The organism is Ruminococcus flavefaciens 007c, from assembly GCF_000571935.1.
GTDB lineage: Bacteria > Bacillota > Clostridia > Oscillospirales > Ruminococcaceae > Ruminococcus > Ruminococcus flavefaciens_F.
This window is the reverse complement of the sequence record NZ_ATAX01000023.1, coordinates 87,127-111,088: the sequence shown is the minus strand read 5'-3', so window position 1 is coordinate 111,088 and position 23,962 is coordinate 87,127. Positions and strand designations below refer to the sequence as shown.

General features: G+C 44.4%; 24 protein-coding genes. 8 read left to right on the top strand and 16 right to left on the bottom strand.

Annotation, left to right across the window (positions count from 1 at the left end; genetic code table 11):
• Window positions 1-18: 18 nt before the first annotated feature.
• Window positions 19-957 carry a LysR family transcriptional regulator gene (locus tag RF007C_RS07445; protein ID WP_019678469.1) on the top strand — a complete coding sequence of 313 codons (939 nt, stop codon included), beginning with the start codon at window positions 19-21 and terminating at the stop codon, window positions 955-957.
• A 300-nt stretch (window positions 958-1,257) separates the two neighbouring features.
• On the opposite strand, the gene RF007C_RS07440 is transcribed toward RF007C_RS07445, so the two are convergent.
• The 5 genes from RF007C_RS07440 to RF007C_RS07420 are packed head-to-tail and all read right to left on the bottom strand — an operon-like array spanning window position 1,258 to window position 5,689.
• Window positions 1,258-2,661: an aminopeptidase gene (locus tag RF007C_RS07440; RefSeq protein WP_037298779.1), complete on the bottom strand. Its 1,404-nt coding sequence runs from the start codon at window positions 2,659-2,661 to the stop codon at window positions 1,258-1,260.
• 50 nt (window positions 2,662-2,711) lie between these two features.
• A complete protein-coding gene (gene coaE / locus RF007C_RS07435) occupies window positions 2,712-3,362 on the bottom strand; it encodes a dephospho-CoA kinase (RefSeq protein ID WP_019678467.1) in 651 nt (216 codons plus the stop codon).
• Window positions 3,359-4,372 (bottom strand): L-threonylcarbamoyladenylate synthase, encoded by a 1,014-nt coding sequence (locus RF007C_RS07430; RefSeq protein ID WP_037298777.1) that lies wholly within the window; start codon window positions 4,370-4,372, stop codon window positions 3,359-3,361. Before RF007C_RS07430 ends, coaE begins: the two co-directional genes overlap by 4 nt.
• Before the next feature lie 5 nt (window positions 4,373-4,377).
• Window positions 4,378-5,451, bottom strand: a complete 1,074-nt coding sequence (gene prfA / locus RF007C_RS07425) for a peptide chain release factor 1 (RefSeq protein ID WP_037298774.1) — start codon at window positions 5,449-5,451, stop codon at window positions 4,378-4,380.
• A 49-nt stretch (window positions 5,452-5,500) separates the two neighbouring features.
• Complete coding sequence (locus RF007C_RS07420; protein WP_037298772.1) at window positions 5,501-5,689, bottom strand: DUF951 domain-containing protein; 189 nt, start codon at window positions 5,687-5,689, stop codon at window positions 5,501-5,503.
• Between the two features lie 171 nt (window positions 5,690-5,860).
• Between RF007C_RS07420 and RF007C_RS07415 the strand changes: the two genes are divergently transcribed.
• Window positions 5,861-6,217: a hypothetical protein gene (locus tag RF007C_RS07415; protein WP_037298770.1), complete on the top strand. Its 357-nt coding sequence runs from the start codon at window positions 5,861-5,863 to the stop codon at window positions 6,215-6,217.
• 66 nt (window positions 6,218-6,283) lie between these two features.
• Complete coding sequence (locus RF007C_RS07410; protein ID WP_037298768.1) at window positions 6,284-7,201, top strand: S1 RNA-binding domain-containing protein; 918 nt, start codon at window positions 6,284-6,286, stop codon at window positions 7,199-7,201.
• Between the two features lie 41 nt (window positions 7,202-7,242).
• Here RF007C_RS07410 and pfkA read toward each other — a convergent pair whose 3' ends face one another.
• The 11 genes from pfkA to rpe all read right to left on the bottom strand — a co-directional run bounded on the left by pfkA (window position 7,243) and on the right by rpe (window position 19,569).
• Window positions 7,243-8,205, bottom strand: coding sequence for a 6-phosphofructokinase (gene pfkA / locus RF007C_RS07405; protein ID WP_019678463.1), 963 nt, complete (start codon window positions 8,203-8,205; stop codon window positions 7,243-7,245).
• A 153-nt stretch (window positions 8,206-8,358) separates the two neighbouring features.
• Window positions 8,359-11,763, bottom strand: coding sequence for a DNA polymerase III subunit alpha (locus tag RF007C_RS07400; RefSeq protein WP_037298763.1), 3,405 nt, complete (start codon window positions 11,761-11,763; stop codon window positions 8,359-8,361).
• The gene (gene whiA, locus RF007C_RS07395) at window positions 11,753-12,667 is read right to left on the bottom strand and encodes a DNA-binding protein WhiA (RefSeq protein WP_037298760.1); all 915 of its coding nucleotides are present in this window, start codon (window positions 12,665-12,667) and stop codon (window positions 11,753-11,755) included. The genes RF007C_RS07400 and whiA overlap by 11 nt, the downstream gene beginning before the upstream one ends.
• Window positions 12,668-12,684: 17 nt before the next feature.
• A complete protein-coding gene (gene rapZ, locus RF007C_RS07390; RefSeq protein WP_019678460.1) occupies window positions 12,685-13,557 on the bottom strand; it encodes an RNase adapter RapZ in 873 nt (290 codons plus the stop codon).
• A gap of 24 nt (window positions 13,558-13,581) precedes the next feature.
• On the bottom strand, window positions 13,582-14,487 hold the full coding sequence (murB, locus tag RF007C_RS07385) for a UDP-N-acetylmuramate dehydrogenase (RefSeq protein ID WP_037298952.1): 906 nt from the start codon (window positions 14,485-14,487) through the stop codon (window positions 13,582-13,584).
• Window positions 14,488-14,515: 28 nt separating this feature from the next.
• Window positions 14,516-15,475: an HPr(Ser) kinase/phosphatase gene (hprK, locus tag RF007C_RS07380; RefSeq protein WP_037298758.1), complete on the bottom strand. Its 960-nt coding sequence runs from the start codon at window positions 15,473-15,475 to the stop codon at window positions 14,516-14,518.
• 38 nt (window positions 15,476-15,513) lie between these two features.
• The gene (locus tag RF007C_RS07375; RefSeq protein ID WP_019678457.1) at window positions 15,514-16,713 is read right to left on the bottom strand and encodes a putative glycoside hydrolase; all 1,200 of its coding nucleotides are present in this window, start codon (window positions 16,711-16,713) and stop codon (window positions 15,514-15,516) included.
• A 32-nt stretch (window positions 16,714-16,745) separates the two neighbouring features.
• On the bottom strand, window positions 16,746-17,318 hold the full coding sequence (locus tag RF007C_RS07370; protein ID WP_019678456.1) for an Rnf-Nqr domain containing protein: 573 nt from the start codon (window positions 17,316-17,318) through the stop codon (window positions 16,746-16,748).
• Entirely contained in the window at window positions 17,302-17,937 is a 636-nt protein-coding gene (locus RF007C_RS07365) for an Rnf-Nqr domain containing protein (RefSeq protein WP_037298755.1), read from the bottom strand. Before RF007C_RS07365 ends, RF007C_RS07370 begins: the two co-directional genes overlap by 17 nt.
• Entirely contained in the window at window positions 17,930-18,916 is a 987-nt protein-coding gene (locus RF007C_RS07360; RefSeq protein ID WP_037298752.1) for an RnfABCDGE type electron transport complex subunit D, read from the bottom strand. The genes RF007C_RS07365 and RF007C_RS07360 overlap by 8 nt, the downstream gene beginning before the upstream one ends.
• Window positions 18,910-19,569, bottom strand: a complete 660-nt coding sequence (gene rpe, locus RF007C_RS07355; protein ID WP_037298750.1) for a ribulose-phosphate 3-epimerase — start codon at window positions 19,567-19,569, stop codon at window positions 18,910-18,912. Before rpe ends, RF007C_RS07360 begins: the two co-directional genes overlap by 7 nt.
• Window positions 19,570-19,796: 227 nt before the next feature.
• Between rpe and sigK the strand changes: the two genes are divergently transcribed.
• From sigK to RF007C_RS07330, 5 genes are all read left to right on the top strand, one after another.
• The gene (sigK, locus tag RF007C_RS07350; RefSeq protein ID WP_082316726.1) at window positions 19,797-20,480 is read left to right on the top strand and encodes an RNA polymerase sporulation sigma factor SigK; all 684 of its coding nucleotides are present in this window, start codon (window positions 19,797-19,799) and stop codon (window positions 20,478-20,480) included.
• 57 nt (window positions 20,481-20,537) lie between these two features.
• Window positions 20,538-21,449 carry an NAD-dependent epimerase/dehydratase family protein gene (locus tag RF007C_RS07345; RefSeq protein WP_037298745.1) on the top strand — a complete coding sequence of 304 codons (912 nt, stop codon included), beginning with the start codon at window positions 20,538-20,540 and terminating at the stop codon, window positions 21,447-21,449.
• On the top strand, window positions 21,446-21,889 hold the full coding sequence (locus tag RF007C_RS07340) for an HD domain-containing protein (protein ID WP_037298744.1): 444 nt from the start codon (window positions 21,446-21,448) through the stop codon (window positions 21,887-21,889). The genes RF007C_RS07345 and RF007C_RS07340 overlap by 4 nt, the downstream gene beginning before the upstream one ends.
• Window positions 21,890-21,994: 105 nt before the next feature.
• Entirely contained in the window at window positions 21,995-22,984 is a 990-nt protein-coding gene (locus tag RF007C_RS07335; protein ID WP_019678449.1) for a DnaD domain protein, read from the top strand.
• Window positions 22,985-22,994: 10 nt separating this feature from the next.
• Window positions 22,995-23,957 carry an ATP-binding protein gene (locus RF007C_RS07330; RefSeq protein ID WP_037298738.1) on the top strand — a complete coding sequence of 321 codons (963 nt, stop codon included), beginning with the start codon at window positions 22,995-22,997 and terminating at the stop codon, window positions 23,955-23,957.
• Window positions 23,958-23,962: the final 5 nt, after the last annotated feature.

Below are 23,962 nucleotides of genomic sequence, written 5' to 3'. Positions count from 1 at the left end.
AAAAAGGTAGGTTGTTTTATGAAAATTCAGCAGCTTGAATACGTCATCGCTGTGGCAAGAGAAGGAAGCATTACCAAAGCGGCTAAAAAGCTGTATCAGGCTCAGCCGAATATAAGTATTGCTTTAAAGGAGCTCGAAGCTTCTCTGGGGATACAGATATTCAACCGTTCTCCCAACGGAATGATACTTACGCCTGAAGGTGAGGAGTTCCTTGCAAGAGCTCAGACCATTGTCGATGAAATGCAGAGTCTTGAAAGAGACTATGCGCAGACACCCGAAAACGAGTTAAAGCTCAAAGTCGCTGCAGCTCGTTCCACATACGCTACTTCAGCTATGGGAAAACTCATAAGCGATTATTCGGAAAAAACTGACAAGATCGAAGTCCACGTAATGGAGACCAGCACTGCTAAGGTCATGGAGGATATATGTGCAGGTAAATACGATATCGGATTTATCCGTATCCCAAGTACTTACGCCGATATGATCGAAAGCCGTCTGAAGGCGAGAAACCTAGTGGGAAAAACTATTATGGAGTTCCCTCTCCAGGTGGTCATGAATATGAATCATCCTCTTGCACAGTATGAGGATATTCCGTATGAGCTTCTCTATAATTATCCCGAGATAATCCATGGAGACGATGAGCCTGAAATGATGAGAAGAGCTTCCATAAATCAGGACTACGATGATAAGCGTTCGACAAAGCGTATCTTTATCTACGACCGCGGAACTCAGATAAGTATGCTCAAAACAGTAAAGAATGCTTATATGTGGGTATCTCCCATGTCGCAGCGTGTACTCAAGTACAATGATCTTGTATTAAGAAAGTGTTCATATGCAAATAATCTCAACCGTGATATGATCATTTACAGAAAAGCCAGCGAAAACAGCACTCTTATATCCGATTGTATCAGAACTGTTTTCGAATATGCAGACAAGGTCGAAGGTCTTGAAATATAATTATACCCCGATCAGACGGCTTTCCGTCTTTGATCGGGGTTTTTTCTGGCGAAAAAAAGAATGAGAGCCATTAGGGGGGAGGTTCTCATTCTTAATAAGGGGATATGAGATTGTCATTTATGAAAGAATGACTTTCCATAAGTTATTATAGCATAGTCGCCCATATAATGCAAATATAAAAAATCAATTCCTTTATATATATTATTTATTATTGATTATTTAAGTAAGCAATTTACAATTCCGCAACAAAATCGAAGTATTTTGGAAATAAAAGGCTCCGCATAACGCGGAGCCTTTAACTCAGTCATCCATAAATACTTCAAAAGCCTTATATGCCATATAAGTATCGATCTTTGATACGATCTCGTAGGGAGCGTGCATTGAAAGCACGGGAACTCCCAGATCAATTGTATCAACGTTAAGATTCGCAATGTAAGCTGCGACAGTTCCGCCGCCGCCTTCATCTACCTTGCCGAGCTCGCCTGTCTGCCATACTACCTTATGTGCATCCATAAGACGTCTGATACGTCCTGTGAACTCAGCAGAAGCATCTGAGGTTCCTGCCTTTCCTCTGGCACCTGTATACTTGGTTATTACAACGCCGTGATTGATATATGCACTGTTGAGGCGCTCATTGACCTCAGGGAAAGTGGGATCATATGCTGCATTTACATCCGCTGAAAGGCACTCGGAAGCAGAAAGCACTGTTCTTGCGTCTGAGCCTAATGCCTCAGCAATATCAGCGATAAAATACTGAAGATATGAAGATCTCAGACCTGTATTTCCGTCGCTTCCTGTCTCTTCCTTATCGGTAAGAACTGTAACGACGGTATGCTTCGGCTTCTTGCATTCAGCAGTAGCTGCCAGTGCAGGATATGCGCAAACCTTATCGTCATGTCCATACGCACCTATGAGACTTCTATCAAAGCCTACATCCTTCGCCTTGAAAGCAGGAACAGCTTCCAGCTCTGAGGAAATGAAATCAGCCTCTGTTATACCGTATTTCTCGAAGAGAAGATCTAATATAGCAAGCTTTACAGAGCCGCTTTCCTCATCGTCCTTGAAAGGACGAGAACCTATAACCAGATTCAGCTGCTCTCCTGTTATTCCCTTAGCCATGGGCTTCTGCATCTGCGCTGCTGCAAGATGAGGAAGCAGATCTGTTACAACGAAAACAGGATCTTTTTCGTCCTCTCCGATATTTACAGCGATACTTGTACCGTCTGCCTTGATGATAACGCCATGAAGTGCAAGAGGGATAGTAGTCCACTGGTACTTCTTTATTCCGCCGTAATAATGGGTCTTGAAAAGAGCCATTTCAGTGTCCTCATAAAGAGGATTCTGCTTCAGATCAAGTCTCGGAGAATCGATGTGAGCTGCACACAGCCTTACACCCTCCTCAATGGGGGCTGTACCGATGATAGCTGCAAGTACTGATTTACCGCGGTTATTGCGGTATATCTTATCCCCTGCCTTGAGCTTCATTCCGTTTTTATACTCTACAAAGCCCTTCTTTTTAAGAAGTTCTATAGAATAAATAACTGCTTCACGCTCTATCTTCGCCTTATTCATAAAGTCCTTGTAGTCCTCACAGAACTTGTCGCAGGCCTTCAGTTCCTTGTCCGAAATAAGATGATAAGCGTTCTTGCGCTGCACGAGAAGCTTTTCCTTGAGCTTCTTTACAGCATCCTTTTTTTCTGCCATTATGTGTATGCTCCTTTCGCAGAAAAATTATAGCACAGCATTTTGCTGAGTTATTGCACATTCACAACAGGAGTCTGTTTCTCCTTGAAGAGCTCCCTGATCTTGTCAGAAACCTCCCATGAGATGCCGTTGACCATATCGATACTTCCGTTATTATGTATTATATAGTCGGAATGGCTGCGGAAGAACTCCTCATCAAGCTGAGAATTCATTCTCTTTCTTGCCTGCTCAGAAGTAAGTCCGTCACGGGAAATAATACGCTTCTCGCGTATATCCTCATCAGCAAGTACAGATATTATGATCTCGCAGAAATCGTCTGCTCTGCTTTCGAAAAGTGTAGGAGCATCAAGAAGGATAAGCTTCTCGCCCTTCATAGAGTGAACCCTTATCTGACGAAGGATCTCTCCTGTTATATAAGGATATGAGATAGTGTTTAGCATCTCAAGCTTTGATCTGTCAGAAAATACTATACCCGCAAGGGCTCTTCTGTTAAGGGTACCGTCCTCATTAATGACGCCCTGGCCGAAAAAATCAGCTATCTCGTCAAGACACTTGGTTCCCTTTTCAACTATCTTTCGCGCCACCTGGTCGGCATCTATGACTGCAAAGCCGTTAGATGCAAATATCTTGGATACTGTACTTTTTCCAGCACCTGTCTGCCCTGTAAGTCCGACGACCATGACACCGTTAAGACTGTTCATATCCTTATCACCTCGAATCCAGCCGCCCTGATAAGGCGGTTATATACGGCAAGTCCGACACCCTCAGGTCTCGGAGCCCGCACATAGACCTTTTCTGCACCTATGTCATCAAGCTCACGAAGCCTCTGGAAGAGCAGATGTGCCTGCTGAGAACTGTTTTCACCATAGGTCATATATCTGTATGGGAAAATATCCCTGTCATTATCAAAAATAAGCGAATAAACTCCATCGCCGTTATGATCTCCAACATAGGAGATAAAGCTGTCAAGCTTCCCCTCCACCATGACGATATCCGCTCTGGGAGAGTAGTGCTTATACTTCATACCCGGTGAAGCAGCCTTCTGGCCTGCTTCAAGCTCGTGGAGAATAGCATGGTCAATAATGACCTTGCTGCATATCTCACCAAGCATCTCCTCGGTCACACATCCGGGACGCAGTATTCTTACGGTATTCTCGTCCTCTATGGAAATAACAGTTGATTCAACACCGAATTCCGAGCTTCCACCGTCAACAACGGCTGAGATCCTGCCATTCATATCACGCATGACGTGCTCTGCCGATGTAGGGCTTGGATAGCCTGACGTATTAGCTGACGGAGCAGCAATAGGTCTGCCGCAAAGCTCTATTATCCTGTGCATGACATGATGAGACGGAACACGTATACCGACTGTATCAAGGCCGCCTGATGTTATCATAGGTATCCTGTCATTCTTCGGCAGTACCATTGTAAGCGGTCCGGGACAGAATCTTTCGGCGAGCCTGTAGGCAAGCTCCGGGATATTTTCAGTATACTCAACTGCCTGAGAAAAATCCGCAAGATGAACTATCAGCGGATTATCGGCAGGTCTGCCTTTGGCTTCGAATACCTTTCGCACAGCCGCTTCATTGGAAGCGTCGGCGCCGAGACCGTACACCGTTTCTGTGGGTATACCTACTATTTCACCGTTTTTTATAAATTCTGCCGCTCTTAAAAGGTCAGTCTCATTATCACTCAGTAAAACTGTATCCATAAAAACTACGCTTCCTGATTTGCGAGCTTGGCAGCCTGATCGGCAGTAGCAAGCGCATCAAATACTTCATCAAGATTTCCGTTAAGGATGTCCTCAAGTCTGTATATGGTAAGACCGATACGATGATCCGTAAGACGTCCCTGCGGATAATTGTAAGTTCTTATTCGCTCGGAACGGTCGCCTGTACCGACCTGCATTTTTCTTTCCGATGCGATCTTTGCGTCGTGCTCCTCCTGCATAGCTTCGTAGATCCTTGAGCGCAGAATTTTCATTGCTTTATCTTTGTTCTTATGCTGGCTTCTTTCGTCCTGACATTCCACCACAACATTAGTGGGCAGATATGTTATTCTTACAGCGGATTCTGTTTTATTTATATGTTGTCCGCCTGCACCGCTTGCGCGGAAATAGTCTATTTTCAGATCCGTTGGATTTATGTCCAGCTCGACATCGTCTGCTTCGACAAGTACAGCCACGGTAACCGTCGAGGTATGGATCCTTCCCTGAGACTCAGTCTCGGGAACTCTTTGTACACGGTGGACTCCGCTCTCATACTTCAGGCGGGAATATGCTCCCTCTCCCTCGATAGTAAAGCTTATTTCCTTAAAGCCGCCCAGCTCCGTAGGATTAGCACTGAGCACCTCCTGCTTCCAGCCGTTGGCTTCCGCATACATGGTATACATACGATAGAGGGAATTAGCAAAGAGTGAAGCTTCTTCACCGCCTGCGCCGCCTCTTATCTCAATTATTACATTCTTATCATCGTTGGGATCCTTAGGCAGAAGAAGTATCTTCAGCTCCTGTGACAGAGCTTCCATAAGCTCGCGGGATTCATCATACTCTGCCTGAGCCATCTCCTTGAAATCCTTATCAAGGCCGCCCCCGTCAAGTAGCTCCTTAGCCTCGTCGAAGGATGATTTTGCCTTCATATACTCCCTGTACTTCTCGATTATGGGAGTAAGGTTCTTATACTCCTTCATAAGCTGAGCGTACAGCTTATTATCGCTTATAATATCAGGATCCGAGATCTTACGGCTCAACTCCTCATACTTCTGCTCCATTACTGCAAGTTTTTCAAACATCGGGTATTCTCCTTAATGCTAAAAATGTTACAAATACTGTTGCAGACAGCTATCCCTCGTCAGCGTGCTTGACACTTCGGATACTTTTCTCGATCTTATTCCTTGCTACCATAAATTCTCGTTCACATTTCACACATCTGAGCCTGAAATCCATTCCTGCACGAATAACGAACATTTCGTTGCCTCCGCAGGGATGATTTTTCTTCATGGTAAGAATATCTCCCGGTCTTATATCCAAAGTGCTGACCTCCTTTCGGGGCAATAATAAAAATCGAACATTTTTATTATACCCTAAATCGGCTCTCAAATCAATATTTTAGAAGTATATTTTTTTCATTTTGGTGAAAAATAATAAAAACCGCCAATTAAACATATTGAACACATACAAAAAAACAGAAAGGATAAATATATGTTATCAAGAGTGACCGCCGAATTTGAAACTCCCGAACTTGCAGAATACGCAATAAAGCGTATAAAGGAAAGTGTGGATTACGTCTATTCCGCAAAAATGATCTATAATCCCATCTCAGAACGTGCAAAACGCCTTGGAAGGGCGACTTCGTTCACAATTATCCCCACCTATTACAATACTCATACCAACTTCCTTACCGCAGTCATGGAGTCCCCCGCATCGCGTGACATTATCCCCGAGCCTGCACGGAACCGAAAGACCTCAGCCTGTATTATATGCGGCAGCGCTGCCGTAGATAATGTAATAGCCGTTCTTAACGGAATGGGCGGACTTAATATAAGATTTGCGCAGTAGCATATCTCCGGTTAAATCTGAATAGGATTGAATACAAGAGTATTTAACGAAAACGGAGGTACAAACATGCAATACAGACCTGAAGGCTGCATCATTGATACAGAAGAGAATAAACGGCTTACCGCCACTCCCGAAGGACTTACCGAAGCTATTAAAAAAGGGATAATACTTGAAGCAAGAGCCCTGATGTGCACAAATTCTCATGACCTTATTGTAGACCTGCCCTGCGCAAAGGGTATAATCAGACGCATAGACGGTGCTGAAGGTATTAAGGAAGGAAGTACAAGGGATATTGCTCTCATCTCGAGGGTTAATAAAATTGTTTGCTTTAAGGTCAAACAGCTGTATCTTTCGGAGAATAACGAGCTTACAGCCGAGCTGTCGAGAAAAGCTGCACAGGAAGAATGTGCAGCCGAATACATATCTTCGCTTGCCGCGGGAGATATAATAGAAGCAAGAGTTACTCATCATGAAAAATTCGGAAGCTTTGTGGATATAGGATGCGGACTTCCCTCCCTGCTGCCCATAGACACAATGTCGGTCTCACGTATAGTCCATCCCTCCGACCGTTTTAAAACCGGGCAGCTCATAAAAGTTATAGTAAACGCAAACGTTAACGGCAGGATATATCTCACACATAAAGAGCTTCTCGGCACATGGTCGGAAAATGCCGCATTATTCAGCCCCGGTGAAACTGTTCCCGGGATAGTCCGCTCCGTGGAGGAATACGGCATCTTCATCGAGCTTACGCCAAATCTTGCAGGTCTTGCAGAGCCGCGTGAAGGTATAGTCCCGGGGGATAGTGTCAGCGTCTACATAAAAACCATTATCCCCGATAAAATGAAGATAAAGCTGATAATAGTGGATGTATGCGACTGTTCACCGCAAACTCCCTTAAAATACTTCATAAACAGCGCCCATATCGACCGTTGGGAGTACTCCACTTCCCTTTCCGAAAAAAATATCTATTCCGACTTCCGATAAAAAAAGCACCTGTTATAACAGGTGCTTTTATATGATATTCTTTAGAATGCGATCTCTTCAGCAATATGATGAAGCTTCTCGTCATACTCCTTGTGCATGGCAAGTGCTTCCTGAATATCGTAATCAACGATCTTGCTGTCCTTGATACCAACAACACGATTGCCGATTCCCTGCTCAAGAAGCTCAACTGCATAATAGCCCATTCTTGTAGCCTCAACACGGTCTCTTACTGTCGGTGAACCGCCTCTCTGTACGTGACCGAGAATAGTAGCTCTTGCATCGATACCTGTCTTTTCCTGGAGCATATTTGCGATCTCCTGAGAATGTCCGACGCTCTCTGCTACGATAACTACAAAGTTCTGCTTGCCCTTTGCCTTCTTTGCAAGCATTGTATTTGCAATAGCATTTATATCATAAGGAACTTCCTTTGTGATAATGTCAGTAGCTCCGCAGGCAATACCTGTATTAACAGCGATGTGACCTGCGCCTCTTCCCATTACCTCAACAACGGAGATTCTGTCATGTGACTGAGATGTATCACGAAGCTTGTCTACCAGCTCCATAGCTGTATTCATAGCTGTATCAAAACCGATGGTGTAATCTGTGCAGGCAATATCATTGTCGATAGTACCGGGAAGGCCTATACAGAGAACTCCCTGTGCAGAAAGGTCTGCAGCGCCTCTGAATGAACCGTCACCGCCGATAACTACAAGTCCTTCGATACCGAGTTCGTCACACTTTGCCTTGCCCTTTGCAACGCCTTCCTGTGTTCTGAATTCAGGACATCTTGCAGTATAAAGAACTGTACCGCCTGTGTGTATAATATCTGAAACGCTTCTTTCGTCCATCTTAATGATGTCACCGTTTAAAAGGCCAACATATCCTCTGCGGATACCGTAAACTTCCATGCCTTTGCTGAGGGCAGCTCTTACAACTGCTCTGACTGCGGCATTCATTCCGGGTGCGTCTCCACCACTTGTTAAAACACCGATTTTCTTGATCATACATATTCTCCATTCTGCATAAGCATATATTGTTTAACACGCAGGCTTTCTGCGTCATAATTCCATACTCTTATATTTTACTACTTTGCCAGAAAAATGTCAAGTATATTCCGAATTTTTCACGCAGAAAGTTAAAAATATTTAAGTCAGTAATTATATAAGCCCTATCTGCGAAGTATCATATATATTTTTCAGCGCTTCAAAGGACTCCTCCGTTATTTTCAGCGAAAGCTTGCTACGGGGTATAACCGTCTTTTTCATATCCGTAAGATAGCAGCAGACCGCAGTATCACCGCTGAATCTGCCGCAAAGCTGTATAAGCTCTGGCTTCAGGGCTGCATCTGCCGAGCTTGTCTTTATACAGAGCTTCATATTCGAGACAAGCCTGTCAAACTCTTTTTCTGCGGTTATCGCGCCGCAGATAACGGTAATCCTGTCATCCTTTACGGAGATCCTGCCGCTTACAAGAACTATCGCGTCTTCTGTCAGTTTTGAGCCGTTCAGCATAAATAAATCAGGGAACACAACTCCTTCTATCTCCCCTGTGCGGTCTGTAAAGGTCACAAAGCACATTTTATCGCCGTTTCTGGTCATATGCAGCTTTGAACTTTCCACAGAGCAGAGGATCTTTACCGACACTCCGTCCTTTATATACTTGTCTTCAACGATACTGCCGATGCTTCGAGCGTGCATTATTTCCGCCAGCCAGCTGTACGGAGATAGAGGGTGTCCGCTCAGGTACATACCCGTAGCGTCTCTTTCAAGTGCAAGTATGGTCTTATGATCATATTCCTGCTTATACGGGATACGTATATTCATTTCAGTCGTATCCGTTCCTTCAAGGAAGTTGAGCTGTCCCTCAATAACTCCTCTGGCGCCTGCTCCTGTCATTTCCATGATAGTTTCGTAGCTCTCGAGCATTTGTCTCCTGTTAAGTCCAAGGCCGTCAAAGGCTCCCGCTTTTATGAGATTTTCCAGAGCTTTTTTGTTGAGTTCTCTTCCAGAAACGCGCTCGCAGAAATCCTGAAGGCTCTTATAGGAGCCGTTTTCATTACGCTCGCCTATTATCCTGTCCGCAAGTCCGCTTCCAGCGTTTTTTATAGCAAGAAGGCCGAAATACATCTTCCCGTCAGCATAGGTAAATCCCTTATTGCTCCTGTTTATGTCGGGACGGAGTATCTCTATATCGTTTTCGCTGCATGAATTAATATACTCCGCAAGCTTTGAGCTTACTCCCATAACGCTTGACATGAGGGCGGACATATATATACCGCGGTAGTGGTATTTCAGATATGCAGTCTGGTATGCAAGATAAGCATATGCGGCTGCGTGGGATTTATTGAAGGCATATGAAGCAAAGCTGACCATTTCGTCAAAGATCGAATTGGCAGTTTCCTCCGAAACACCGTTTTCAGAGGCACCATTAACGAAGCTCTCGCGTTCCTTCATCATGACATCATGCTTCTTCTTGGCCATGGCACGGCGTACAATATCTGCGTGTCCGTAAGAATATCCCGCAAGCTTGCGGCAGATCTCCATAACCTGCTCCTGATAGACCATACATCCGTAGGTATCCTCAAGTATCTCCCTGAGGAGCGGATGCTTATAGGTGACCTTGTCGGGATGCTTCTTGTTTTCAATATAAACAGGTATTGACTTCATAGGTCCGGGACGATAAAGAGATATTATGACTATAAGATCCTCCAGTCTTTCGGGTGCAAGCTCCATGACACGCGCTGTCATACCCTCGCTTTCAAACTGAAAGATTCCCTCTGTGTCGCCGGCTGTCATCATTTTATATACACCGGCATCGTCTGTAGGAACAGAATCAATGTCAAAATCTGGCTCAGTGCGTCTAATCTCGTTTACGGTATCCCTTATTATAGTAAGGTTTCTCAGGCCGAGGAAATCCATTTTCAGAAGTCCCAGTGATTCAAGAACACCCATTGTGTACTGAGTAACTACGGTCTCATCGTTCTTCTGAAGAGGTACAAGGTCACTGAGCGGTACCGCCGATATAACAACTCCTGCCGCATGAGTGGAGGCATGACGCGGCATACCTTCAAGCTGTCTTGCAATATCTATAAGTCTGCGGACATCTCTGTCTGTATGATACATGGACTCAAGCTCTTCGGACTCCTTCATGGCTTCATCGAGAGTCATCCGTGTATCTATCTCCTTGGCAGCCTTATCACAGAGCTGATATGACATTCCCAGGACTCTTCCGACATCACGGACTGCCGCTCTTGCCTTCAGCGTATCAAAGGCGATAATCTCCGAAACATAGTCCTTGCCGTATCTTTCTATAACGTAATCCTTTACGCTCTGTCTGCCTTCAATACAGAAATCAATATCAAAATCAGGCATACTGACACGTTCCGGATTTAGAAAGCGTTCAAAAAGAAGATTGAACTTTATAGGATCGATACCTGTGATACCTATACAGTACGCGCAAAGGCTTCCCGCACCGGAACCTCGTCCGGGGCCTACGGGTATACCATGCTCTCTTGCGTAGTGTATAAAGTCCCATACAATAAGGTAATAGTCCGTATAGCCCATTTTTATAATTACATCCAGCTCGTATTCAAGGCGAGCCTTTACTTTTTCGGGAGGTTCGGCACCGTATCTCTCAGCCATACCCTCACGGCAGAGCTTTCTGAAATATTCCTTATTATCGGTTATGCCATCCACTGTAAATTTAGGAAGCTTTATATTGCCGAATTCAAACTCGACGTTGCATCTTTCTGCGATAGCTGCCGTATTCGTGACCGCCTCTTCATGACCTTTGAAGAGTTCAGCCATTTCTTCTGCGGATTTAACAAAGAACTCCTCTGTCTCAAAGCGCAGAGCATTGGGATCGTCAAGGGTTTTACCCGTTTGTATGCAAATAAGGATGTTCTGCATCTGAGCATCCTTCCTATTTATATAATGGCAGTCATTTGTAGCTACAAGCTCAATGCCCGTTTCGGCAGAAAGCCTGTACAGAAGAGGCAGTATTTTAAGCTCTTCCTTTATGCCGTGATTCTGGATCTCTATAAAGTAGTTGCCTTCACCGAATATATCACGGTATCTGAGAGCAGTCTCCTTTGCAGCGTCATAATGACCGTCAGCAAGCAGTCTCGGTATCTCTCCGGCAAGGCAGGCCGACATACATATAAGGCCGCTGTGATACTTCTTCAGCAGCTCCAGATCCACTCTCGGTCTGTTGTAAAAGCCTTCAAGACTTGCAATAGACACAAGCTTTACAAGATTCTTGTATCCCTCATTGTTCTCGCAGAGAAGTATAAGGTGATAAGGCGAAGAATCCAGCTTAGGTTCACGGTCATGCCTTGTTCTTCTTGCAACGTATACCTCGCAGCCGATAACAGGCTTTATGCCTTCTGCCCTTGCAGCACTCCAGAACTCTACGGCGCCGTACATATTTCCGTGATCTGTTATGGCAACTGCCGTCTGTCCGAGCTCCTTTACCCTTTCAATCAGCTTCTTTATACGGCACGCACCGTCAAGAAGGCTGTATTCGGTGTGAACGTGAAGATTAACAAACTCGTCATTTCTCATTCGCTCCACCTCCGCCGCGTATCTCATCAGCCATTTTTGCAAGCTTCTTGAAACGGTGATTTACTCCCGAACGGCTTATAGGCTCACTGAGATCCTCTCCTATTTCCTGGAGGCTCATGTCTATGTTTTCAAGCCTGAGCTGCGCCACCTCTCTGAGCTCCTGTGAAATATTTTCAAGGCCGATGACCTTGTCGATAAGCTTTATGTCCTCTATCTGCTTCATAGCCGCCTTGACTACCTTGTCTATATTTGCGGCGTCGCAGTTTGCTATCCTGTTGGCCTTATTGCGTATATCCTTGTATATCTTGGTATTTATTAGTTCAAGGGTACACTGCGGCGCACCGATAAAGGTCAGCGTATCCTCAATCGATTCACTGCCCTTGATATAAACTATATGCTGACCTCTGCGAAGCATAGTTTTTGCGGTCACGCCGATGTCTCCCAGAAGTGTCGCAAGCTGTACCGCAAGCCCTTCCTCGGGACAGGCAAATTCAAGATGATACTCCTTGGCGGGATCGTTTACACTTCCGCAGGCAAGAAAAACTCCTGCTGTAAAAACTCCGAGACTATTGGTGGCAATAATCTCGGAATCAATGGCTCTATTTTCTTTGGAAAGCCTGTATCTCACAAAAACAGCCTCAGCTGTTTCGGCTTCGATCTCACAGGTATGAAGAACTGTACCGTTCTTGCGTATATGCTCTCCGACGGCGATCTCCTTTTTAAAGACCGCACTGAAGAGCTCACGGAAAAGCTCTGCGGAAGTTCTGCTTTCGCTCTGGAAGCATATATACTCCTCCGACAGCGTTCTGCAGAACAGTATCATACCATAAAGGCAGGCAAATCTTCTGTCCTTATCGTTGACAGAAGTACATATTTCTTTTCTGACATCATTTGAGAAGGATATAGCAAATCACTCCCTGCTCAGAATTTCTTATCCTTAGTAATATCTCTGTGGTATTTCTGTACCTTGTAACCATTTTCGATCAGATGATCCGCCATAAGCTCGGCAAATGTTATAGAGCGATGCTTTCCGCCGGTACAGCCAAAGGAGAGCACCAGCTGGCTCTTGCCCTCATGGACATAAAGAGGTATCAGATAATCGATAAGATCCTTCATTTTTTCAAAAAGGACCTGTGACTGTTCAAAACTCATTACATAGTCTCTGACGCAGCTTTCAAGTCCTGTGTGGTTCCTAAGTTCGTCTATATAGTGGGGATTTGGCAGGCATCTTACATCAAAGACAAGGTCGGCTTCGGTTGATACACCGTACTTGAAGCCAAAGGACATTACCTTGATTATAAGGGAATCGGAGCTGTTTTCAAGGAAGAGCTCCCTTACCTGCTCCTTTAGCTGGGAAGCAGTAAAATTAGAAGTTTCTATGTAGTAATCGGCTATTTCTCTGAGTTGGGAAAGCTGTACCCACTCATAGTTAATAGCTTCGTGAATGTTGCCGTTGAATTTTTCCGAAAGAGGATGCTTACGTCTTGTCTCTTTATATCGCTTCAGAAGAACGTCGTGATTCGCCTCGATAAAAAGCACCTTGACATCAACATCACTGTAATGCTTTAGATCCTGCCATGAACGGAATATCTCGGTAAACATATCACCTGTACGGATGTCTACCGCGACTGCGATCTTATTTATCTCAGATTCTGATTGTCTGCAAAGATCAACAAACTGAGTTATCAGCTTGGGAGGTATATTATCAATGCAGTAAAAGCCTATATCCTCCATAACATCCATGACGCTGGACTTTCCCGATCCGGACATACCTGTTACTATCAAAAGCTGCATAAAAAACTCCTTACGACAAAAGATTTATCCGAGGATAACAGGTTCGAGCTCCAGCACGTAGCCTGTTTTTTCCTTTACAATACTTTTCACCTTATCGCAGAGCTCAAGAACATCTGCGCAGGTCGCATAGCCTTTATTCACAACAAATCCGCTGTGCTTCTCACTTACCATGGCACCGCCGCAGGTCATGCCCTTCAGTCCGCACTGCTCGATAAGAAGCGAAGCATAACTTCCCTCGGGACGCTTGAAGGTGCTTCCCGCACTGGGATAATCCAGAGGCTGCTTTGAACTTCTCTTCGTCATACACTCTGTCATTGCAGCCTTTATCTCATCTGCATTGCCCTTCTGAAGCTCAACTGTCACGGAAGTAATAACATTTTCGCTTTCAGAGAAAAAGCTGTGACGATATGAAAGATCCATATCTTCTGCGGATATGGTACGGATATTGCAGTCCTTGTCTATATACTCGGCTGAAACGACCACATCCTTCATTTCACTGCCGTAAGCACCTGCATTCATATACAGTGCGCCTCCCACAGTACCGGGGATACCGAAAAGGTTCTCCATACCCGTAAGTCCAAGCTGCTGTGCCCTGACGCAAACGGAAGCAAGAAGGGCTCCCGCATCACAGCGTATCGTACTGCCATTGACTTGAATACCTGCAAAATCGCTGCCAAACAGGAGAATAACTCCGTCAAAGCCCTCATCCGGTACGAGAACATTGCTGCCTCTTCCGAGGATGCCGTACTTTATGCCTTTTTCTCTCATAAAGCGTATCAGTTTGGCAGCAGACTCAGCTGAATTTATACTTATCAGCGCTCTGCAAGGTCCTCCGAATCGAAAAGTTATATATTCTCTCAGCGAACACTCAGGTGTTATTTTACATCCAAGCTCTTCACAAAGCTGTGAGATCTCACTTATATCAAGCATAGTTTCCCCCTGCTCCACAAAAAAATTATCAGAAAGCTTCATAGTCACGGACTACTTCCTTCGGATCCGACTCCATACCGAGTCTGTTCAGAAGCTCGCGGGCAGCATTATAGCCCATCTTCTTCTGTCTGTTGTTCATAGCTGCGACCTCGAGGATAACCGCAAGGTTACGTCCCGGCTTAACAGGTATGGTCAGTGAAGGTATCTTTACGCCGAGAAGGCTGACAAATTCGGTATCAACGCCCATTCTGTCGTAAACTTTCTCAGAGTTCCACTGTTCAAGCTCTACCACAAGGTCGATCTTCTCAGTCATCTTTACAGCACCGATACCGAAAAGACGTCTTGCATTGATGATACCGATACCTCTGAGCTCAAGGAAGTGACGGATATTGTCGGGAGAGCTACCCACAAGACTTATATTCGAGACCTTTCTGATCTCAACAGCGTCATCAGCTACCAGTCTGTGACCTCTCTTTACAAGCTCAATGGCCGTTTCGCTCTTTCCGACGCCGCTTTCGCCAGTAATGAACACACCTTCACCGTATATCTCGATAAGAACACCGTGACGGGTTATTCTGGGAGCGAGAGTAAGGTTAAGGAAAGCAATGAGTCCCGCAATGAAGTTTGAAGTGCTCTCCTTGCTTCTGAGGAGCGGTACCTCGTACTCCTTTGCAAGCTCGAGCATCTCTGCAAAGTACGGAAGCTCACGTGTGATTATGAGCGCAGGTATCCTCTGTGCAAAAAGAAGCTGAAGGCGCTCTCTTCTTGTCTTTTCATCTATTGTTGAAAGATAGGCAAATTCCATTTTTCCGATGATTTGGATACGCTCGGGATTGAAATACTCATAAAAGCCCATAAGCTGAAGTCCCGGACGATTTACATCGTTCTCATCTATCATCAGTTCGTTAGGATCCTTGTGAACATATATCGCCTCAAGTTTGAATTCGTCGATGACACGCTGAAGCGAAACCTTGAAATTTTCTGCCATAACAAGCTCCGTTCTCCGATCAAAGACCGGGAATATTTTTAGCCGAGTACAAACGAATCATACCCGTACTCTTCTATCACTTTCTTAGCGTCAAGTAAATCCTGGGTACTTAATGTTGATCCGGAAACGCGCACAGCAACATTGAAGTCATCAACATCGCTGCTTACGAGATCGAGCATTTTCTTGACGTTTTCCGCGGCGGTACCTGTAAATTCATACACGGTATCACCTGTATATACGCCGTAGCTTATAACATCAAGGTCAATATTCAGTATAACCGTATTGACTTTGAGAAGCATGGGCTGAAGTATATCCTTCTTACCCTTCAGAAGGTCTGAAGCGTTGACTTCAAGCAGCATATTCGAACCGTTATTGAGTATCTTGTCATACATAAGGTTAGCAGCTGAAGTAAGTGCCATATACCTGTCCGCACCTGTTACCTTTTCGCCAAGGTATTCCATATCACTTGCGCGGAAATCAGGGAAAATAAAGTCGTAGCAGACAATCTTGCTGAAGCCTGCCTGTGAGATCTCCTCAACAATATCGCTGTTATAGCTGACAGCCGATTCCGAAAAAGGAGTCATCCATGGCTTACCGCCCGCATCTATATCGTTATCTATCCACTGTGAACCGTCATCAACAGTCAGATAACTCATATCACGGAAATAATTCGGAAGCACATTATCATTGAAGGTGCTTACAGTTGCCACGGGCTTGTAGCCCTCTGACGAAATAGCCGAAACTATATCACTCAGCTTTGTGTATGCCTGAATAACCCCCGAAGATGTGGCATAGTAATTATTCGAAGCATAGTATATCTCTCCTCCGCTCACCTTGAGAGGTACTTCGATATACTCTATCTTTTCATCGGAAGGTACGCGCTTCAGAGCGCTCTTTATAGACTGAGCGTCCGATATTTCAAGCGGACTGAGAGCATACGCCTTATAATTCTCTGTATTCACAGGTACCGGAACAGATGCTGTTTCTTTCTCTATGGGGTTACCGTTCTCATCAGTGGGATCGGTCTCGGCTGAAACCACCTCCGAGGAAGCACTGTTATCGCCCTTTTTCTTGCTGTAATTAAGCAGAGGCTCGGCAACACTGTAACCTATAAAGCCTATACCTCCGATAAGAAGAACTGTCAGACCTATGGAAAAGGCTTTGCCAACAGGACTTTTTCCGTAATAATTCTTTTCCTTTGTTTTGTAGATCTTTCTTCCTTTGTTCTTGAACTTCATTAACCTAACTCTCCTATATCAGTATATTGCGTTCACTTAAGCGAATATACTGCCATTGAAATAATTCCAAGATATACAAGCATTGCGGGAAATCCCCTGAAAGCCGCAGGAACCTTCCGTGAATTCAGCTTCCTGTACGCAGCTGTAAGGATTATCGCTGCGATAACAAAGCCTATTCCCGCTTCAAAGCCTGCCGATACATATCCCCCGAAGCCCGATAGAGCACTGTCTGCATCAGCTCTCTTGTTTATGGTGAACAATGTACCCATAACAGCACAGTTAAAGGCTGAAACATGGATATATTTTCTCATATCCTCAAACCAGCGGCTGCCGAACTTATATACGATAATGAGCAAAGCGACATAAAGGAAAGCTATTACAAGAGTATAAAACAGCAGTCTGAGATCTGAAACAGATGACGGAACGGCAAGATCTATGAAAAAAGAAGCTGCCGAACCGATAGTGGTAAACAATGTGATAACACCTGCTGTGGCTACAAGATTTTTCCTGCTGCCCGCAGCGATGAACAGGGTACTTGTACCAAGTGCCTGTGATAATATGAGATTTGCAGCAAGGAGAGCTATAAGATCATTTATCAGAAACATCGGTACCACTCCTTACTTCATTATTATTTTTTGAAACCATTCCGCGGATATACCTGTAAACTCCGCACATAAGCCCGAGGAATATAAAGCCTCCGAAGGGCTGTGCCAGACCGTTTATAACGGTATTTATATCAACTATCTTGCTGTTGATCGTACCGTAGGCAAAAAGCTCACGCAAAAAGCCTGTGATGAGCATCACTAAATCAAAGCCGAGTATACATGACAGAAGGGATATTATCATATCCGCTTTCTTCATACGATAGAACTTGGCTTCAGTCTGAAAGACTATAAGCGAATTAACTGCCAGCAGCGGATAATATATCCCTATCCTTTCAATGGATTCGGGATAGAACTCGCTGGCTGCAAGTCTGACAGGTATATATACCAGCGAAGAAATGACCGCATATATTATTATCTTTGCCGTATACGGAAGCTTACGCGGCACAAATGACGATATAAGCACCGAAAGAAAGGTGATCGCAGAAAAAGCATATATCAGCGCTTCCGCATTCTTAAGCGTATCACCGCAGATTATTACAGGTGATATCACCATTAATCCCGATAATACGATATTATCACCGAGAACTCCGCCGAAAAGGAGCTTTTTGCGATTATTCAACGCTTATTTCCCCCTCTCCCGTCTTGTTTCCTGTTGAAGCTGCCGTATTCTCATATTCGTTTGCGGCAGTATCGATCTTCTTTTCAAGGTTCTTGAAACCGAGAGCAACAGGAGTAAAGAGCACCGAAACTATAACTATCGCATTCTCCTTTGCCCCTGTAAGGACAAGAACATAGGAGAAGACTCCGATGAACAAGCCATAGAAGAATGCATAATAGTTGCGCTTCGGAGCGATCCTCAGATCGGAAACTATATATATGGCTGCAAAAAGCACCATATTTGTGACAAGTGAATACTTCAGGGAAGCACCTCTTTGCGAAACCATGGGAGTAAGCAGAGCAAAGAAGCCCGTACCGAATATGGTTCCGAGGAAAGCGCCTGCCGAAATGCTCTTTCTGAACATCAGCACTACCGCCGCAACAGAAAGCAGCAATATGCTTACCGTTCCTGGAGCTCCGCTGAAATTGCCGAGGAGTATCTCAAAGTCTGTATGTTTGAATACTCCCGTCATATTGAAGGAGTGAGAGGCCGAATTAACAAGGACATCCGGCTTTTCAAATACCCCTGTCTTTACATGGGGCTCGGTAAACTGAAGAAGCTGCCTTCCCCATGAGGTCAGCACAAAAACATATGCCGCCGCCGCAGGCTGAAATATCATGTTCCTGCGCCCTCCGAAAAGGTTCTTTGCAACTACTGTTGCAAAAACCACAGCTATCCCCGCAATCTTGAAATCTATAACAGCGGGGAACATAAGAGAAAGCATCAATGCGTCAGAAGTACAGGTGAGATCATCGGCAGTAAATTTTCTTCCCATGAGTCTCAGCGAAAGAAGGTCCGCCGCAAAGCCGAATGCAATACATATTCCTGCAAGTACCAGTGATCTTATTCCGTAGTAAAAGTAAGACATAAGCTCGAGAGTTACAAGGGTTATCATTATATCAAGCCATACAAGGCGTTCTTTTCTTACACTTTTCAGCATGGCAGATCTTCCCTGATAATATCGGCAGCTGCTGCCATATCAGCAGCTCCGAAGAGATAGCTTCCCGATACAAGAACATTGGCCCCTGCACGCTTTACAAGCACGGAAGTTTCGGCATTTATTCCTCCATCGACCTCAATATCGATATCAAGACCGAGTTCATTTATCTTTTTTCTCAAAACACTGATCTTATCCAGAGTCCCGTGAAGGAAATCCTGTCCTCCGAAGCCGGGCTCCACAGTCATTACAAGCACCATATCAAGGTAAGGAAGAAACTCGAATACCTCCTCTGCGGAGGTAGCAGGCTTTAAGGCAACAGAAGCCTTTACGCCTTTTTCCTTTATTTTTCTGATGGTTGCAAGAGTATCACTGCTGCTTTCGATATGAAATGAGATCATATCGGCGCCGTAATCAGCAAAAGCCGAAGCATACCTCAAAGGATCATTTATCATCAGATGTACATCAAGCTTCATATCTGTAGCCTTCCGCACCTGCTGAAGAACAGGCAGTCCGAAAGTGATGTTATCCACAAAGCTGCCGTCCATAACATCGAAATGCAGCATATCTATACCGCTGATCTCGAGTTTTTTTATTTCCTTTTTCAGTTCAAGCATATCTGCACTAAGCACAGAAGCCGAAACGTAATTCTTCAATTTATCACTTCTTCCAATACATTCGCCCGTCTTGCAGGCAATTAGATCTAACAAAAAACCATACACTATTATTATATAATATTTATCGCTTTACGTCAATACCAATATCTGATTTTTGAGATATTTTTGCCCCTCGCAGGCTGAGCTATAGTTAATATTTATGATTATAAAATAATGTCCATGCCTTTATTCATAAGATGTTTTATAAATCATCGGAGGTATATTATATGTTTATTGAATTGCTTCGGAATCTGTTTTTCTTTGCTCTGCATATCGAAAACACCTCAGTCTTTCCGAAACCGCTGTCCAAAGCGGAAGAAAAGCTTTGTTTTGAACAAATGAGCCGCGGTGACAGTTCCGCAAGGAACCGCCTTATCGAACACAATCTCCGCCTTGTGGCACATATCGTCAAGAAGTACGCTTCAAAGGCCGATGAACAGGACGAACTTATATCCGTTGGCACTGTGGGACTTATAAAAGCCGTTTCGTCCTTTGATCATACAAAAGGCGCAAGATTTGCAACATATGCCAGCAGATGTATTGAAAATGAGATACTCATGCAGTTCCGCGCCGCCAAAAAGTCTTCGGGAGATATTTACATAAATGAGCCGGTTGAGACCGATAAGGACGGCAACTCGCTTACTCTTATGGATCTCATAGATGACGGGATAGATATACACGAGCAGGTCGATTTACTCATGCGCTCAAAACAGCTATACACCTTTCTGGATAAATGTCTTGACAACCGCGAACTTAAAATACTCATATACCGCTACGGTCTGTATGGCAGCACTCCACATACCCAGAACGAAACCGCTGAAAAACTCGCGATTTCCAGATCCTATGTTTCAAGGCTTGAAAAAAAGGCTATCGGAAAGCTGAAAATTATGTTTGAAAAAGGCGGATTTTAGTTGTATTAAAGCTCCGTCCGTGTTATAATTAAAGTATCAAATGTAAGGAGCTGTTATATGGATATTCTCGTAACCGGCGGAACCGTTTTCGCAAGCAGGGCTGCCGCTCAATATTTTGCAGATTCAGGCCATAATGTCTTCGTTCTCAACCGAGGTACACGCCCTCAGCCGCAGAACGTAACTCCCATAATCGCCGATCGCCATTCCCTCGGAGACAGACTGAAACACAGGCACTTTGACGCTGTCCTCGATGTCACCGCTTATGACTCCGATGATGTAAACGATCTTCTCGACAGCCTCGGATGCTTCGGCACCTATGTACTGATAAGCTCAAGCGCTGTCTATCCCGAAACTCTTCCGAGCCCGTTCAGCGAGTCATACAAATGCGGTGCCAACTCCATATGGGGGAAATACGGCAGCGACAAGATCAGCGCCGAAAACGCACTTCTCAGCAGGGTGAGCGATGCTTATATCCTTCGTCCGCCATACCTTTGCGGCTATATGAACAATCTTTACAGAGAAGCCTTCGTCTTTGAATGTGCTGAAGCGGGACGACCATTTTATCTCCCGTCAGACGGCAGCATGAAGCTGCAGTTCTTCCACATAGGCGATCTTTGCAGATTAACGGAATTGATCCTGAATACAAGCCCCGCAGATCATATTTTCAACACAGGATACCCCATATCTGTCAGCATTAGAGACTGGGTGAAGCTGTGCTATAAATCCGTGGGCAGAGAGCCTGAATTTATAAATGTACCGAAAACTGTTCCACAGCGGAGCTATTTCCCATTCTATGATTATCAGTACGAGCTTGATGTATCACGGATGAACCGTATTTTAAGTGATCTCACTCCACTTGAAGATTCTGTTGCGGGCTCCTATGAATGGTTTCGCAATAATCGTGAGCTTATCATAAAAAAGCCGCTGATACAATTCATTGATTCCGAATTGAAGGAGATAATGAAATGATATATACTGATCTTACAAGAAAAGCTATGATAATCGCCTATAACGCTCATCACGGACAGCTCGACAAAAGCGGCGTTCCCTACATCTTTCACCCCTTTCACCTTGCAGAGCAGATGACTGACGAGATAACAGTCTGTTCCGCCCTCCTTCACGATGTGGCCGAAGACACCTCCGTCACCATAGAAGAACTTGAAAAGGTCTTTCCTGCCGAGGTCACAGATGCTTTAAAGCTGCTTACTCATGACAAAAACACGGATTATCTTGACTACATCAGAAAAATAAGCACAAATCCTGTGGCAAAGGCTGTAAAAGCAGCTGATCTGAAGCATAATTCCGATATTTCGCGCATAGGCTGCGACGCTGTCAGGTGCTCGGAAAAGACCGCAGAACGCCTTGAAAAATACGCAGCCGCACTTAAACTACTGACAGATACGGACTAAAAAATAAACACATTTTTCACACGCTGATTGTATAATTTGCATGGTGACAACGCCTTAAAAATATGTTATAATGTTTTTTGCAGTATTTTTTCGGAGGTGTACACATTGGAATTCAAAGTAAACTGCGGCATATGGGGAGCAATGTTCGGAGTTCCCAGTATAGTTGCCGATAATTTTCTGAAGCTTGCTTCCGGACAGCAGATAAAAGTGCTTCTTTTCCTGCTGAGATGCTCGGGTAAAACGTGTTCTGCCGAAGAAATATCAGCTAATACAGGTGTATCCGCCGAGGAAGTTGAAGACGCTGTTCTTTTCTGGCAGCAGGCTAATGTCCTCAGTCCCCAGACCTCTGTTAATACTCCTTCTGCGCAGCCGATAATGACTGCTCCCGTCAGTACGAAAGCTCCCGCAAATAACACACCAGCTGCAAATACTGCTGTTGCGGCTCCCGATCATAAATTCAATTTCAGCGGCTCGGAAATAGCCGCCATAATGGAAAAATCTCAGGATATAAAGGAACTGTTCAAAATCTCCGAGACTATACTCGGACCTTTGAAAAACGGACAGATGAACTCCATAATATGGATGTTCGATCATCTCGGGCTCAAAAAGGAAGTAATAATCACACTTCTCTCCTACTGTGCTTCCATAGAAAAGGTCAACACCGCATATATCGAAAAGATAGCCTCTGTATGGGCAGAAAAAGAGATAAACACTATTGCTGCCGCACAGGACGAGATACAGAGCATAAATGCAGGCAGGGAATATATTTCCAGGATAATGCAAATATTCCAGATGCAGAACCGTCCCACATCAAAGCAGAATGAGTTCATACAGCAGTGGAAAAACGCAGGTTTCAGCTTCGAGCTCATTGAATACGCTTACGAAAAGACCATTGAGCAGATAAACAAGCTCAATTTCAATTACATAAACAAAATACTCCTCTCATGGCGGGACAGCGGTTTCATGTCTGTCAAGGAAGTTCAGAACGCAGAGAGCGAGTATGTGAAGAAAAAGAAAAATACAGCATCAAAAAACAATTCCGATGACAGTGACTATGAAAAATATGAATCGGTAATAAACAAATTCCTGCTGTAAGGAGGTAAAAATGGACAGCGAAATATTTGATAAAGCCCAGGCTATCCTTACAAACCGCCGCATGAGAGCTGTCAGTGAAAACGAAATGAGGATCCGAGAGGTCAACGAGAAGATACCTCAGATCCGTGAAATAAACGAAGTTCTTTATAATACGGGCAAGGAGCTCATTTCTATCATCTCAAACGGAAAAGGCAAGGATATATCCGATAAGATCGAACAGCTCAGGCAGTATAATCTCGGTGCACAGATGATGTCAAAGAAAATACTTGCCGAAAACGGCTATCCCGAGGACTATCTGGAAATGCACTATACCTGTCCGAAATGCAGCGATACAGGCTATAACGGCAGTAAATTCTGCGATTGCTTCAAAGCATTATGCGGAAAGCTTGCCGCTGATGAGCTCAACAACAATTCACAGCTAGAGCTTTCAAGCTTTGATACCTTCTCTCTGTCATATTACTCGGGCGAAAACTACAACGCTATGAAGAATATCCTTGAGTTCACCAAGCAATATGCAGCCACCTTCTCGCCTGACTCCAAAAGTATACTCATGTTTGGTCAGACAGGCCTCGGAAAAACGCATCTTTCTCTTGCCATTGCCAATAAAGTGCTTGAAAAGGGCTACGGAGTAATATACGATTCGGCTATAAATATCCTTCGTAAGATCGAAAAAGAGCACTTCAGCCGCGAACATTCATCAGAAATGATAGATCTGGTCATGGATACGGACCTGCTTATACTGGACGATATGGGTACGGAATACGAATCGCAGTTCTATACCGCCACCATTTACAATATTATAAACACAAGACTTAACCGCGGAAAACCCTCAATAATCAGCACAAATCTTGATTTTGCAGGCATCGGCAGACGCTACGACAAAAGAGTGGTCTCACGGCTGGTATCAATGTATTCATGCCTTGAATTCAAAGGTAAGGACGTAAGACTTCAAAAAAGAAACAATAACGCATAAAAAAG